At 61.2% G+C, this 13,541-nt stretch carries 14 protein-coding genes and 1 pseudogene; 9 read left to right on the top strand and 6 right to left on the bottom strand.

The window, feature by feature from the left end; genetic code table 11:
• Positions 1-376: 376 nt before the first annotated feature.
• The 3 genes from EVC45_RS41735 to EVC45_RS41725 form a co-directional block, all read right to left on the bottom strand.
• The gene (locus EVC45_RS41735) at positions 377-2,056 is read right to left on the bottom strand and encodes a hypothetical protein (RefSeq protein WP_306770868.1); all 1,680 of its coding nucleotides are present in this window, start codon (positions 2,054-2,056) and stop codon (positions 377-379) included.
• A gap of 587 nt (positions 2,057-2,643) precedes the next feature.
• Positions 2,644-3,447: a hypothetical protein gene (locus EVC45_RS41730; RefSeq protein ID WP_248295479.1), complete on the bottom strand. Its 804-nt coding sequence runs from the start codon at positions 3,445-3,447 to the stop codon at positions 2,644-2,646.
• A 146-nt stretch (positions 3,448-3,593) separates the two neighbouring features.
• Positions 3,594-4,352: a sugar phosphate isomerase/epimerase gene (locus tag EVC45_RS41725; protein ID WP_129963936.1), complete on the bottom strand. Its 759-nt coding sequence runs from the start codon at positions 4,350-4,352 to the stop codon at positions 3,594-3,596.
• A gap of 105 nt (positions 4,353-4,457) precedes the next feature.
• On the opposite strand from EVC45_RS41725, the gene EVC45_RS41720 reads away from it, so the two are divergent.
• A complete protein-coding gene (locus EVC45_RS41720; protein WP_306770867.1) occupies positions 4,458-5,360 on the top strand; it encodes a LysR family transcriptional regulator in 903 nt (300 codons plus the stop codon).
• Here the strand turns inward: EVC45_RS41720 and EVC45_RS47315 are convergent.
• Positions 5,314-5,532: pseudogene (locus EVC45_RS47315) on the bottom strand (hypothetical protein); the annotation flags it as partial. The gene EVC45_RS41720 and the pseudogene EVC45_RS47315 overlap by 47 nt on opposite strands.
• Before the next feature lie 147 nt (positions 5,533-5,679).
• Positions 5,680-6,399, bottom strand: coding sequence for a glutathione S-transferase C-terminal domain-containing protein (locus EVC45_RS41710; protein WP_129963934.1), 720 nt, complete (start codon positions 6,397-6,399; stop codon positions 5,680-5,682).
• A gap of 522 nt (positions 6,400-6,921) precedes the next feature.
• Here EVC45_RS41710 and EVC45_RS41705 point away from each other — a divergent pair.
• Positions 6,922-7,443: a zinc ribbon domain-containing protein gene (locus tag EVC45_RS41705; RefSeq protein WP_129963933.1), complete on the top strand. Its 522-nt coding sequence runs from the start codon at positions 6,922-6,924 to the stop codon at positions 7,441-7,443.
• 73 nt (positions 7,444-7,516) lie between these two features.
• Here the strand turns inward: EVC45_RS41705 and EVC45_RS41700 are convergent, their stop codons facing one another.
• Positions 7,517-7,948, bottom strand: coding sequence for a hypothetical protein (locus tag EVC45_RS41700; protein WP_129963932.1), 432 nt, complete (start codon positions 7,946-7,948; stop codon positions 7,517-7,519).
• Positions 7,949-8,337: 389 nt separating this feature from the next.
• Here EVC45_RS41700 and EVC45_RS41690 point away from each other — a divergent pair, with 389 nt between their 5' ends.
• From EVC45_RS41690 to EVC45_RS41660, 7 genes are all read left to right on the top strand, one after another.
• Positions 8,338-8,904, top strand: coding sequence for a carboxymuconolactone decarboxylase family protein (locus EVC45_RS41690; protein ID WP_129963931.1), 567 nt, complete (start codon positions 8,338-8,340; stop codon positions 8,902-8,904).
• A 109-nt stretch (positions 8,905-9,013) separates the two neighbouring features.
• Positions 9,014-9,823: a TlpA disulfide reductase family protein gene (locus tag EVC45_RS41685; RefSeq protein ID WP_168991649.1), complete on the top strand. Its 810-nt coding sequence runs from the start codon at positions 9,014-9,016 to the stop codon at positions 9,821-9,823.
• Between the two features lie 48 nt (positions 9,824-9,871).
• Positions 9,872-10,342, top strand: a complete 471-nt coding sequence (cynS, locus tag EVC45_RS41680; protein WP_129963929.1) for a cyanase — start codon at positions 9,872-9,874, stop codon at positions 10,340-10,342.
• A 206-nt stretch (positions 10,343-10,548) separates the two neighbouring features.
• Positions 10,549-11,535 carry an AraC family transcriptional regulator gene (locus tag EVC45_RS41675; RefSeq protein ID WP_129963928.1) on the top strand — a complete coding sequence of 329 codons (987 nt, stop codon included), beginning with the start codon at positions 10,549-10,551 and terminating at the stop codon, positions 11,533-11,535.
• Positions 11,536-11,876: 341 nt separating this feature from the next.
• Entirely contained in the window at positions 11,877-12,143 is a 267-nt protein-coding gene (gene grxC, locus EVC45_RS41670) for a glutaredoxin 3 (RefSeq protein ID WP_129963927.1), read from the top strand.
• Between the two features lie 352 nt (positions 12,144-12,495).
• The gene (locus EVC45_RS41665; RefSeq protein WP_129963926.1) at positions 12,496-13,137 is read left to right on the top strand and encodes a DsbA family protein; all 642 of its coding nucleotides are present in this window, start codon (positions 12,496-12,498) and stop codon (positions 13,135-13,137) included.
• A 201-nt stretch (positions 13,138-13,338) separates the two neighbouring features.
• On the top strand, positions 13,339-13,541 hold a 203-nt coding region (locus EVC45_RS41660), incomplete at its 3' end, for an aldehyde dehydrogenase family protein (RefSeq protein WP_129963925.1).

Genomic DNA, 13,541 nt, shown 5'->3' with positions numbered 1-13,541 from the left:
CCGCCCGCTGTCTACCAGCTCGCGCCCCGGATTCCGACCAGCTACTTTCCATAATCAACAACTTGGCATAATCGGCCGAAGTTGGCAATTGTGCGGGCTGAGTGTTATGTCAGAATGTGATCTATTGCCGCCTGTGGCGTCATCGAGCGGCAACGTGGCGGCTTTTCGTTTCAGCGAACTCCTACCCAAGACCCGATTCAGCCGGCCGCCCAGCTGCGACCGGCGCGGCGCGTGTCCCGAGTACACCGCGATATTCGCGAGGCGAAATCGTTGGCGTGTTCGCGGCCTTTTTGGACGCGTGCCCTGGCAAAATCGTGGGCAAGATCATCCCGCATCGAATGCTCGCTAACAGCCCCACTGACTGTCTCCGCGTGTGTCATTGCGCCAGTTGCCAGCGCAGCACCGGATGCGTCGCGCCGGCAGGCATGGCCCACACCCCGGTCGGGCTGAAGTCATACCCCACGAACGATGTCGGCGTGCTCATCTGGGCGGTGGTCAGTCCGTTCGCCGTGGGAATCGGCGTACCGTATTTGACGCCGATTGTGGCGCCCGTGGTGCTGGTGTTCCAGTACACATCGTTCGCAATCGTGCCTTCGTTGGATCGCGCGATGCCGATCGGTCCATACAACGGCTGGTTCACCAGACCGGTTGCGAATGACTGGGTGGTTGTTCCTGAGTTATCGACGACGAGGGCGGCCCCGCCGCATTGCGGAGGGGAGGGGCGGCAGCCCGGAAACATTGTGGAGCCGGTTGCATACGACTGGCTGATCGTGCCACTGTTAGAGCCGACGAGGCCGCCACCGCCCTTAGCGTCATAACCCGACGATGCGACAGGACCCGTGGCGAACGACTGGCTGATCAGGCCGCTATTCAAGCCCGCCAGACCACCGACCGCAAGCCCCCCCGAGCTCACGGCTGCGCTGCTCGAAGAACGCAGGATCGAGCCGGCGTCGACGCCCACGAGCCCACCGGCTGACGAAAAGTCGACCGGAAGCCCCGCGTTTGGATTTAGGGTCGCCACCGTGCCGGCCGTGCGCACGCGCAGGACAGTACCGTTGTTCAGGCCGGCGAGTATGCCCATATCGAAGCTCGGGAACCCTACAAGCCCGATCACGTTAGCCGAGTTCGCCGTGCCCGAAATGTCGAGGTTGCGTACGACACCCTGGGTACCGATCACCCCGAACATGCCCACCAGTGGCTGTCCGCCCCCATAACCCAACAACCCGCCCAGCGTGAGCGAGGTGATCGCATTGCCTTGTCCGTCGAACTGCCCCGTGAACGGTGTGTCGATGTTGCCGATTGGAGCGAAGTGGCTGGTGCTCGTCGCGCTCGCATTGATGTTTTTGCCGAGCGCGTAGTTACCGGTCAGATCGTTGGCGACGTTCGTCAGATCGGTTAGGGAGTTCACAAGCCTGTACGCGGTGATCTGCGTAACGAGGCCGCTGAATGCGGAGGGCATCCATGCCGGGTTGCGCAGCTGGGTACCGGCAACGTAGGTGCCGTTCATGTCGTAGAAAGCACTCAGCCCACCGGTGCTCTTCGACCAGTCGAGCATGCCGTTGTTGGTGACGCTGCCACCGTTGTCAATGCCGGTTGCGTCGGCGCGCAAGTTGAGTTTGCCCGCGCCCCGATTCGCGATCCTTACGCCGCTACCGATAGACACGTTGCGGTACGCCGTGAGCGTCAGCGAAGCGGGACCGCTCCACTTCAGGTTCGCGGCGACGTCGATGTCCCCCGTCGCGCCTGTCACGCCTGTCGTGGTCACATGGACGGAAGTGCCTGAATTCAGGATGGCGCCCAGTGCGCGTGCAGCGGATTGGTCGATCGTGAAGGCGGGCATCGAGAGATACAATTCGCCCGCATGCACGGCTGCCGTGGCGCCGAACGCCAGTTGCGCCGCGTAGGTGGCGACCGTTCCGTCGCTGCCGTCCGCGTGGGTGGCCGTGGTCACGCCCGACTGCTCGACGCGCCCGCTGTCGGCGACGAGCCACACATGGCCGTCGCGATTCGGCGTACCACTCGTCCGGATGCGCGTGGAGCCCGGTTGGGTAATCACGAGCCCGTTCCCCTGGCCCGATATTGAACCGCCGCCAGTCACGTCAGTGCCACCTTGTGGAAGGGTGGTGGCCGCGGGAGTCGCATGTGCAAAGGACAGCCCGGTGAGCGAAATGCCTATGGTGAGCCACCTGCGTGCGTTTGACCGCCGACGATGCAGTGCGCGCCGCTCGTGCCGAGGTAGTTTTGGACGTGACATACATTCTCCTTTTCGCTAACTTCCCCAACCGCATCTTGAAGATAGAGGGCAGCGTGGGGAGAGTCGGTGAGGACATTCCCGGATGAAGTTTGCGAAGCGATTGTGCGCGGGCGCACATTCAAGCGGACGTCGACACGCTAGTCCTGTTTGCTTGTCAGTGGATCGGCCGGTTGCTGCGGCGGCTCCGACGCATGAGCGACCGAGCGATGGCATGGATGACAGACCCTCCCTGGCCGACTGCCGCCCGATGCGGTCGGCCGTAGTCGCGACCCACAAAGGCCCTTCTAGCCAATGCGAGGGTGCAACCGGTTGCAAGCCGGAACGGCCAATCGCGTGCGCTCCCTGCTGGCAAGCCGTCGGCCATTCCCGACATTGGAGCGGGATGGGTTCTACGTCAGCAACGTGGGGATTACCGAACGTGTAGTACTACGTGCACCAATAAAAAGAAGCGCGGCCAGTAGCACAACGACGCTCAGCACGATGAGCCCGGCGACATTCGATCCAAAGCTCGCATCGGCCCAGGCTTTGATATTCGGCGACACAAAGTTGCCGACGTTGCCGATTGTGTTCACCATAGCAACGCCCGACACGGCAGCGATTCCGCCGACGCAGTTCGTGAGCATCGTCCAGAAGATCGGTTGCACGGCCCAAAGTCCAGCGACGGCGATGCACAGCGCGACTACCGAGATGACCGGCGAAGCGCCGGCCGACGCGAACATCGCGAAAGCGGCGACAGCAAGGCTCGCACCGCCGAACAGAGTCAGACGGCCGGTACGTCCGGCGGCTTTGGGCACGGCGTAGGTTGCGACCAGCGCACATGCCCAGGGAATCGCAACGACCAGACCGACCAGTGTGTTCGGACCCGTGCCCAGCAATTTGCCGATGAAGGTTGGCAGATAGAACACCACCACCGACACGCCCATCTGGATCAGGAAAAACACCAGCCCGAAATAAAGCACGGTGCGATTCGCGAGAGAGGCGCCCAGACTATGCGGACCCATGATGCGGCACATCCACAGGCGAGCGTCTACCTTGTGAAGCGCGAGATTACTCGGCACTTCGAGCAACACGTAAGCGACAAAGAAGATGCTTGCGCCGAACGCGAACGCTGCATCGGAGATGCCGACGACATCGTGCAGTGCCTGCTGCGCAAATCCGACGTTCGCGCGATCAAGATACGCGAGCACGTACATCGACAGCAAAAAGGGAATCAGGCGACGCGTCGCCTTGTCGGCCGCGCGATCGGCAGCCGCGTTGCCGAGGGAATCAGTGCATGATGTGTCTCCTCCTTCGAGGGATGCGGGCCTGTACCGCCCCCTTCGATGATTTGATGAAATGCTCAGGCGTCGTTCCACGCACGCCGCATGAACGCAACGCTCTCGCGCATCGATGTGAGCGGTTCTCCTTTGAAGCCGCATTCGGCGCTCAACAGTCGGTCGTATCCGCACGCCTTGAGGTTGCCGAAGAACGTCGGATAGTCGTAGGTGCCCGTGCCGGGATTCAGACGACCCGTGTCCGCGAGATGGATATGAGCGAGCCATTCACCGTGCACGCGCAGTTCGTCGAGTGGCTCGTCTTCTTCATCCATGTGATAGAAATCCGCGAGACCGCGCACTTCGTCGCGACCCAGCAACCTTGCGAGCCGCGCACCATCGCCGACGCTGTTCACCAGATTCGATTCTTTGTGATTCAGTGGCTCGATGACGAGCGTCGTGCCGGTGCCGCGCAACGCGTCGGCGCACCAGGAAAGCGTCTTCAGGAATTCGTCTTCGGCCTGCGCTTGCGACCAGCCATCGGGGATGTTGCGCGTCCAGCCGCTCCCGAGCACGACGAGCTGTGCGCGTGCCATCGTCATCAATTCGACGACGCGATCGAAGCACGCGCGATTGCGCCGCTCATCCTTTTCGGGCCCGACGATGCGCGCATCGTGCGGAAACAGGTAGCTGAACGCGAGCGCAGGCAACGGTAAATCGCCGATGCGTGCTTTGGCATCCTCGACCGCCGCATCGTCTTCGAGCTTCATCGGCACGAGCTGCGCCTCGATGTAATCGAGCCCGGCCTCTTTCATCGCGACGAGCCCGGTATTCCCATTGATCATGCTTGTGTCCGTTTTCAAAGCATGATCGAAGGTTACTATCGCAAATTAGAACTATTATTATCCGATTTTGCACTCCATAATCACCAGATCATGCTTAATGAGCCGATGCTCGCCGATCTCCGCCTGTTTTGCGAAGTCGCGCGGCGACTGAGTTTCGTCGCTGCGGCGCACGAGTTCGGCAATTCGCAGACTCACGTCAGCAAGCGCATCGCCTTGCTGGAAAAGACCCTCGGGGTGAAACTGCTGCACCGCACGACACGCCGGGTGTCGCTCACGACCGATGGCGAAACGGTCAATCGCTGGGCGCGCGCGATCCTCCAGGACGTCGATGCAATGCGCGACGATCTGTCCAGTCTGCGGGTAAATCCCAAGGGGGCGCTGCGTATCAGTTCGAGCCAGCGCCTTGGGCGCAGTCACATTGCGCCGATTGTGTCGCTGATGAAGAAGCGCTATCCCGAACTCGAAATCTGGCTGGAACTGGTCGATCGGCGCGTCAATATCGTCGAAGAGGGTTTCGATCTCGACATCCGCGTAGGCGCGGCGCAGGAACCGGGGCTGATCGCGCATCACATTGCCGTCAGTCCCCGTGTGCTGTGCGCGGCGCCCGGCTACCTCGACGCGCATGGCCGGCCGAAGAGCGTAGACGAACTCGCCCAGCACGACTGCCTCGTCTTTCGTGAGCGTGATGAGCCATTCGGCGTGTGGCGTCTTCTCGGGCCAGGTGGCTGGAGCACGGTAAAAGTCACGGGTCCGCTTGCTTCGAATCACAGCGACGTCGTGTTGCGCTGGGCCCGCGATGGTCACGGCATCGTGATGGTCGGGCAGTCGTATGTGGCTCAAGCATTTGCGCAAGGCACGCTCGAGCGCGTGCTGCCCGCATGGGAACAACCGGCGGACGTATGGGCGATGTCGGCCGCGCGCGCGGCGCAATCGGCGAAGGTGCGCGTGTGCATCGATTTTCTCAAGCAGGAACTCGCGCACGGCGAGTTCGCGCTCTGGAAACCGTGAGCGACGTCTCAGCGGCGAACTGCGCGAACAACTGCGCCACTGTCTCACGCAACCAGCGATTGCCTGCTTTGTGGCGATATCTCGTGTGCCAGTGCTGCCGCCCGGCAAAACCCTCCACCGGAATCGGACACGAATGAATCGCAAGGTCATTGACGTGTGCGAGTGTCTTGCCGGCGTTTGACAAACCTCAATATTGTCTGCCGCTCGGTGTTCTCTCCTTGCCGATCAGCGCGCGCCGCATTGCAGCGGAGACGGCGGCTATTGCGGCTGCCAGCAACGCAAACCGAACAGCGGTACAACTCCATACGCATCCGGATCCCTAAGTGTCGCTACCATGATGTTCACTTGAGGTAACGACCCGCTCGTGTATCGCCTTGCAATGCCGAACGAGGTTCGGCCGCGACAGCACGTAGCGCTTCAACGGCGTATCGATGTCGTAGTAGTAGATGTTCGCGACGCAGCCGTAGATCGCGGCATCGACCGTGGCCGGCTCGGGCCCGAAGACAAAGCCGCTGTCGCCGAGCAGATCGGCCACGACGCGCAAATCGCCGATGCCGCGCTCATACACCTGATCCGGCTCGTAGCGGCCGATGCCCTGATAGTGATACCGCAGCCGGTTGTACTCGCTCGCGGCTTCGAGCGCACTTGCGGTGACTTCGGGGTGCGCCGCCATGAAGGCGTTGCAAAACGCCGGCCGAAAGCGCTCGTCGCGCCAGCGCGAAAAGCTCATCGGCCAATACAGGTCGTCGAGCGTGCGCCGCACCAGGAAGTCGAGATTCGCTTGGCCCGTGGAAAGCGCGCTGTCGATGCGTAGGTCGTACTTGCGCTTCAGGTAGCTGATGATCGCATCGCTATCACCGATTGATTCCTCGCCGTCGACCAGATAGGGCAACTGTCCTCGCGGCGCCTCTTTCGTATCGAGAATGTGCTTGTGCTCGAAGTCGAGCCCGCACAAGCGCATGAATGCATAGACCTTCAGGCCAAACGGATTGTTGTCGGCGACGCCGAACAGGTCCGGGTAGGAATAGAGCGTCGGCATGGGGCTCTCCCGTGTTGGAGGCATGATGCGGTCGGCGTCGAAGGTGTGCGGGGCCGGGTGCAGTGCGTGATGGTGACACATGGGTGGCCGATTCGACTGTGACCCAGCGAACGCAGCCAATCCGACTGAATGCGATGAGAGCCGACAGCAGCCGACCTCTTCCCGATGCGATCGACTCAGAACGACCCACTGCCGCCGGTCGAGCCTTGGTTCCTCAATGGCAACTTACTGCGTGACAACGGTCATCCATATCAGCGCATTGGCCGACAGGTACGCTCGAGGGTAGCTTTTGAACGTGCACCCGTTGCGCGGGGTTGTGACCAGGAAAGACGAATCCGGGACCATCCATTGCCCACTGGAATAATAAATTTCTTGCGGACCGGCGCGTTACCTCTAATCTGGAAGGGTGTGTTATTCGCAAAGAGAGTTGTGACGAAAAAAGGACGACCATTTCAGAGTTCTCGGGATGAATCTAATTTGCTGTTGGGCAACTGCCCGATGAGAGGTGGATCGGAGGATTTGATGGCGTTGATCAAATACAAGGAATTCGGGAGCGAGCCTCGCGGCAAGCCGACGAAGTGCGTCAAGTATCGCGCGCCCGGGGTAAGGCAGCAGACCGGCGCTGGAAAGACAAGGGGCGGCGTAGCGATTCTCATAGTCGGATCGTTGATCAGCGGTTGTTGCGTTTCGACCTATGGCGTCAACGATGGCCACGACCCGATGAATCAAGCCCAGTCGTGCTGCACGGACGACCTCCAATGCCAGGCAGAGAAAGCGATCGTTGCGGCCGACACCTATTGCAAGGTTCCGATCGAGCGACTTGCGACGCACGAAGTGAGATGGACTGCGGCCCCCAACGAGATGAAATTCAGTTACTTTCGCTGGACCGATCAGCCGGGCGGCACCATCACCTACGTTGGCGATAAGGCCGAGTTCCGGAACGACGTCGGCATCTATACGCCGATCATTTACCAATGCAGCCTTGCCAGTGATGGTCAGACAGTGCTTGACGTCAGTGCGTCCGCTGGCAGGTTGCCGCCCTGACGACGGCCGTTTTCAACTAGCGAATCGAATCGTCCAACTCGGTCGTATGTGTACGCTTAACATCGTTCACTGCTCAGCTATTGCGGACGCCCGCAAGCGCACGTTGACTCGAACTGCGATACGGCAGGCGCAACTCCCGAACTGCTGAGCGAACCCCTGGTAGCCGAAGCTCGTAGCGGCCGTGACCGTAACGACAGCCATGACGCTCAGCGCGAGGACCAGCGGCATCGCAAAGCGCACCCACTGCCCGTAGCAACCTGGAGATCGCGAGGAACGCGAGCGTCAGGCCAGACGCCGGATTGACGATGCCCATGATGCCGTTGCCGAGCAGGAAGGCGAGGTGCAGAATGGCCTCGATGACCATGATGCCCGAAGCGACCACGGCAGGTGGCTTGCCATTCACCAGCGAGGCCGGCTTGTCGATAACGGTATCGAGCACAAGGCTGCGCTGAAGGGTCAACTCGATTGTTGCCGCGAGGCCAATCAGCAGCGCGGCGAGCATCATTCCCTTCATCCCTTGCACGAACGCATCGGCAGAACCGAGGGAGTCGGGAAGACGGCACCTGTGGTGAGCGGCTCGCGCTGCGTCGGCGTCATTAGCTTGCCCGGTCCGCGGGTCCGACTGACGACCGAAAAGATTCAGAGTACTTGATACTGCTGCGCGAGGCGGCGAATGAGCTGGCCCAGCTGAGCAATATGGCCGGATTCCCGAGTCGGCCGCCGCTCGGCAAGGGATGAAGAGAGACAGCAATGCCGGTGAGACTCAAAAACATGCTCAAACGTCTCACGCCGGAGCCGACAAAGACGATCGAGCAGATATTTGAGTCGATCTCGTCTTGTTAGCATTTGGACACGGCGCACAAAATGGGCCTTTCGATTGTGAAGGAGTCCCATATGAGCCGCATACCTTTACAGAATGTAGGAAGCGCGCCCGAAGCGAGTCGCCCGTTTCTCGAGCGCTCACTGGCCGCAAACGGCTTCCTGCCGAACCTCGTCGCTGCGCTGGCGAATGCGCCTGCGGCGCTGGAAACGTACGTGAGCGTCGGCGAAATCAACTCGCGCGCTGACCTCACGCTGGCCGAGCGTGAAGCGGTGCAGATCACCGCTGCGGCGATTCACGGTTGCGGCTTCTGCGTTGCCGGTCACACGGCAATCGCGTTGAAAAAAGCGCAGCTTGACCCGGCAATCGTCGATGCGCTGCGAGCGCAGCAACCGCTGCCGGATGCGCGGCTCGACGCCGTCGCCGTATTCACGCGGCTGGTGATCGCCGCGCGCGGCGCTGTTACCGACGCGGAACTGGCGGCCTTCCTGGCAGCGGGTTTTACGCATGCGAACGCGCTCGAAGTGGTGCTCGGCGTTAGTCTTGCGACGCTTTGCAATTTCGCCAACAACCTCGCGAGAAATGAACCCAATCCGCAACTCGCCGGCTACCGTTGGGAACCCGACGCGCAAACAGTGTGAGTGCGACATGGGGCAAACGCTCGATACCTGACTTTGCACTGACGAACGGGAAATCGGCATGGAAGAGTTCAAGCGGGTTGAGTATTTACTTCCTGGAGGAAATGACATCGTGACTGCGGCGCCGATAGCGATGCTCGCCAGATCGCTGATTCTTTTTGCAAGCGTCGCGGTGGCGCTGGTCGTCGCGCGCATCGTGAATGGCGGCGTCTCGCATGCGGATCGCCCGATCATCAGAATAACCATCATCGCGCTCGTGCTATCGAGGCTGGCGTTCGTTGCCGAATATCTACCCGCCTATCGCGCCGACTGGATTAGCGTCTTCGACATTCGCGATCTTGGATTTGCGCCGAGGCCGGGCATCGTCGCGGGAGTCGCGCTGCTCTCATGGGTGCTCGTGCGCAGGTCGCATCTTCGCCGGGCGATGGCGCTCGCGGCGGTCGCGGGCTTGGCGAGCTGGGGCGCGGCGAGCGCCGCGGTGGATACGCCGACGACCACGCAAACGATTCCTCGCATAGCGCTCGCCAACCTGCACGGTAACGTCAATGCGCTCGAAAAGGGCAACGGCAAACCCCAGGTGGTCAATCTATGGGCCAGCTGGTGCGGCCCCTGCCGAGCGGAAATGCCGGTTTTCGAGGAGGCGCAAAAGCGCTATTCCGGCCTGAACATCGTGCTCGTGAATCAGGGGGAGTCGTCCGTTGCAATCAGCGATTTCCTCACCGCACAAGGGTTGAACGACGACAACGTGATGACGGATCCAAACTTCGCGTTGGCACGAGCGGTCCGCGCGAGCGTGTTCCCCACCACGCTGTTTTACGACGCTCAAGGCAATCTTTTGACCATGCATGCAGGCGCGTTCTCCCGCGCGACGCTACAACACGCGCTCGAAGCGCTCTATCCGGACCGGGTGGCTGCACCCTGAGGGTTCGCGGGTCCGTTTTCCGCGACCACGTTGACGAAGGAGGTTGATATGGCTGTATGTGACATCTCTGCGGACGGACGCGCCGCACTTACTGAACGAATTCTCGACGAGATGCGCAGACGCAAGCTTACGTTCGAAGAAGTATCGAAGGACACGGGACTTGCGCTCGCGTTCGTGACAGCGGCTCTGCTTGGGCAGCATGCGCTGCCCGACACGGCAGCGCAAACCATCGGGGCACGCCTTGGGCTCGGTGTCGAGGACATCGATCGCTTGCAGTCGATTCCGCTGCGCGGCAGCATTCCAACCGGTACACCGACCGACCCGACAATCTACCGGTTTTACGAAATCGTCCAGATCTACGGAACGACGCTCAAGGCGTTGATCCACGAGAAATTCGGCGACGGTATCATCAGCGCGATCAATTTCCGGCTGTCAATCGAAAAGGTCGACGATCCGGAGGGCGGCACACGGGCGGTCATCACGCTCGACGGGAAGTATCTGCCGACGAAACCGTGGTAGTTCGCGGTGGCGGTTCAGGTGTACCTTGGCGCGATCGACCGGGCTGGCACTCGGAGCGCAGCGCGCGGTGAGAGGCCGACGGACAGTTTCCGAAGGGAATCCGCGGGCGGATCGCCGCTCAGCCGTTTGCATTGAACGGCGTCAATCTCCGATCCCACCCGGCGTGCTACTCTCGAACGACCCCAAATACCTGCCCGGTCGGCCAAATGGATCTGCTGAGCCGTTTTCTGTCTCTGATGCCGATCAGCGGGCGGGTGGATGTCCGCTGTCATTTCGGCGCACCGTGGGCGATTGAAGAAGGCCCGGCGGCCGTGCGCGAGATCCGCTATCACGTGGTGCTGGCAGGGCGCGCGGTGATCGAAGACAGCAACGGGCCGTCCGAGCAACTGGAGGCGGGCGACATCGTCCTGTTTCCGACGGGCAGTCCGCATCGTCTCCACGACGGCAGCGGCGCACCGCCACTGGCGGCGACGACGCACCGCAACATCACGCTGATGGTCGCGGAGAACGGCGGTGCGGGCGAACCCGCCGAGGTCCTGTGCGGCCGCTTTCTGCTGGGCGCGGTGCCCGACAGGCTGCTGCGCGATCACCTGCCCTCCCGGCTGGTCGTTAGGAGCGGGGCGAACGGCTCGAACCCGACGACGAGCGTCGCGGGCTCACGCCTCGAGCGTCTGATCGGGCTCATGCGCGAAGAGGCGATGGACGAATGCCCGGGCAGCGAGACGCTCGTCAATCATCTGTCGGCGACGCTGTTCGCGTTGACGCTGCGCTTCGCGAGCAATTCGGCCCAGCCGGCGCATGGGCTGCTCGCGCTGGCGGGACGTCCGCGTCTTCAACCGGCCATGTCGGCGATGTTCGAATCGCCCGGCAAGCCGTGGACACTCGACCAGTTCGCCGCGCTGTGCAACATGTCGCGCGCGACCTTTGCGCGTCAGTTCCGGGAAGCGATCGGCCGCTCAGCCACCGATGTGCTCACCGAAGTGCGCATGACGATCGCGGGCCGCGCGCTGCTCGAATCGACCACGCCGGTAGGCGATATCGGCGAGATGGTCGGCTATCAGTCGGAAGCTGCGTTCCAGCGCGTGTTCAAGAAGCAGATCGGCGTGACGCCGTCGCGCTGGCGCGCATCGGGTGGACATGTGCAGGCTGCCGCGCAGGAGCCGGAGGACTCGTCTGTCGCCGCCGTGGAATAAAGAATTTCAGAAAACGTGCAGCACCGGTCCGGTAGCTTGGGACGGGATTCGTGCGTCGCGCGGAAACGGCTGTCACACAACGCTTGCGCGTGATCCACCCGCAATCCGATTCGCGCTTCGATGCGGTTGCATCGGCACTTCGTGAGCCGATTGAGCATCTTCGTGAGACGCGCCGACATTAACGGCGCGGCAATCCGCGCCTAGAGTTGAGTCGTGCCAGCAGCGATGGCCACTCTACTCGAAGATGCTCAGCATGAATCGCGTTTATCCGGACGCTGCCGATGACATCTATCGCGGCCAGTAACCCGTTATCCGTCGCTTTACTTATCAAGGAGATGATCATGTCCGCCATCACGATCTATACGACGCCGACTTGCCCTTACTGTGTGGCAGCCAAGGCGCTACTGAAGAACAAGGGGCTGTCATACAAGGAAGTCAACCTGCAGAGCGACCGCGCTGCGGCTGTCGCATTGATGGAGCGCACCGGCCGCCGCAGTGTGCCGCAGATCTTTATCGGCGAAACGCACGTGGGTGGCTTCGATGATCTGAATGCGCTGGAAACGGCGGGCCGCCTCGATCCACTATTGGAGGCCAACGCGTTGCGTTAGGTCGCAAATGCAGCGTGGGCCGTGAGAGCGGCGCAACGACGTTGAAAGACAGCAAGCTCGGTAATGCGTCGTGGAAAAACAATGGCGGGTCCTGCGGGCCCGCCATTGGCTTTTTCACGACGCATTGCAGACATGACGCATTCAAAACTTTCCAGTGCTTTCGATAAAAAAAATCGCGCTGGAGACTCTGACCGCAATCTTTACCCGGTGTAACAACAGATATTCGGACCTCGATGTTCAAAGGTTCGTGCCTGGATCATATAGTCGCTCGCATGGCTGCAAGCCTTTTCCGCAGCGCCTTCCATGTGTATCCCAGGTGGGACTGACGCATATCTTTTGAGCGGGGTAATGAATGAAACTTATCTATGTCGGCGACCCGATGTGTTCGTGGTGCTATGGCTTCGGGCGAGAGCTTTCCGCGCTGACCGCACGTGTGCCGGATCTCGATCTCGAGATCGTCGTCGGAGGTCTTCGTGCCGGTGCAACCGACGTATTGGACGAAGCCGGCAAGCGCTTCCGGCTTCCGCATTGGAAGCGGGTCGAGGAGCTGAGCGGTTTGCCGTTCAACCGCGAGGCGTTCATGGCACGAGAAGGCTTTGTCTACGATACCGAGCCGGTGTGCCGTGCAGTCGTGGCAGCGCGACGGATTGCCGGCGACAAGGGCTTGCTCGACGTATTCCGCACGCTTCAACATGGGTTTTACGTTGAAGGCCTGGACACGACCGATGGCCGCGTGCTGGCCGCTATTGCCGTAAAGGCACTGCATGCCAACGGCGTTTCGGTGACCATCGATGAGTTCTACCAGACGTGGGCGGCCGCAGAAACGATCGAAGAAGCACAGCGCGACTTCGCGCGTGCGCGAGCACTTGGCGTGAATTCGTTCCCCACGTTGCTCCTTGAAAACGACGGTCGGATTTTCCCGGTGGGCAACGGATACGCGAGTGTTAATGCACTCGAGCACGAGCTAAGCCAACTGGAGGCGAAGCTCCAGTGAAGCGTGGGGCGAATGTGCTTGCACAACGTCCCAACGGTTGAAGAGGAGTAGTAAGCCATAGAGTGTGGTGGACGGCAATCACTGATTGCCGATCCTGGCAGGGGAGTCGCGCAGATGCCCGGCCAATTGAATTGATGTGTGCTTCGACACGGACGATCTTTGGTTCGTGGCCGGCGCCCGTATCCCCTGGAGGAAAGACGTATGAGCGAAGCAAACCAAGGCGCGGTGCGCCAACTGAAACATTTCATCGACGGTCGATACATGGCTGGCGTGAGCGGCCGGTTCAACGACGTCTACGATCCCGCCCAAGGCCGAGTTACGGCGCGTGTGCCGGTTGCGAATACCACTGAGGTTGCCGCCGCCGTCGCGGCCGCAAAGGCCGCGTTCGCGACCTGGAGCGAAAC

It is taken from the genome of Paraburkholderia sp. UYCP14C (assembly GCF_004197395.1).
GTDB lineage: Bacteria > Pseudomonadota > Gammaproteobacteria > Burkholderiales > Burkholderiaceae > Paraburkholderia.
The sequence above is the reverse complement of the archived record's forward strand: the minus strand, read 5'-3'. Positions and strand labels throughout refer to the sequence as shown.

Excerpts from the sequence above, each read along its gene's own strand:
- EVC45_RS41730 (WP_248295479.1), bottom strand. The coding sequence starts at position 3,447 with ATGTACGTGCTCGCGTATCTTGATCGCGCGAACGTCGGATTTGCGCAG.
- EVC45_RS41725 (WP_129963936.1), bottom strand. The coding sequence starts at position 4,352 with ATGATCAATGGGAATACCGGGCTCGTCGCGATGAAAGAGGCCGGGCTC.
- EVC45_RS41720 (WP_306770867.1), top strand. The coding sequence starts at position 4,458 with ATGCTCGCCGATCTCCGCCTGTTTTGCGAAGTCGCGCGGCGACTGAGT.
- EVC45_RS41710 (WP_129963934.1), bottom strand. The coding sequence starts at position 6,399 with ATGCCGACGCTCTATTCCTACCCGGACCTGTTCGGCGTCGCCGACAAC.
- EVC45_RS41705 (WP_129963933.1), top strand. The coding sequence starts at position 6,922 with ATGGCGTTGATCAAATACAAGGAATTCGGGAGCGAGCCTCGCGGCAAG.
- EVC45_RS41700 (WP_129963932.1), bottom strand. The coding sequence starts at position 7,948 with ATGATGCTCGCCGCGCTGCTGATTGGCCTCGCGGCAACAATCGAGTTG.
- EVC45_RS41690 (WP_129963931.1), top strand. The coding sequence starts at position 8,338 with ATGAGCCGCATACCTTTACAGAATGTAGGAAGCGCGCCCGAAGCGAGT.
- cynS (WP_129963929.1), top strand. The coding sequence starts at position 9,872 with ATGGCTGTATGTGACATCTCTGCGGACGGACGCGCCGCACTTACTGAA.
- EVC45_RS41675 (WP_129963928.1), top strand. The coding sequence starts at position 10,549 with ATGGATCTGCTGAGCCGTTTTCTGTCTCTGATGCCGATCAGCGGGCGG.
- grxC (WP_129963927.1), top strand. The coding sequence starts at position 11,877 with ATGTCCGCCATCACGATCTATACGACGCCGACTTGCCCTTACTGTGTG.
- EVC45_RS41665 (WP_129963926.1), top strand. The coding sequence starts at position 12,496 with ATGAAACTTATCTATGTCGGCGACCCGATGTGTTCGTGGTGCTATGGC.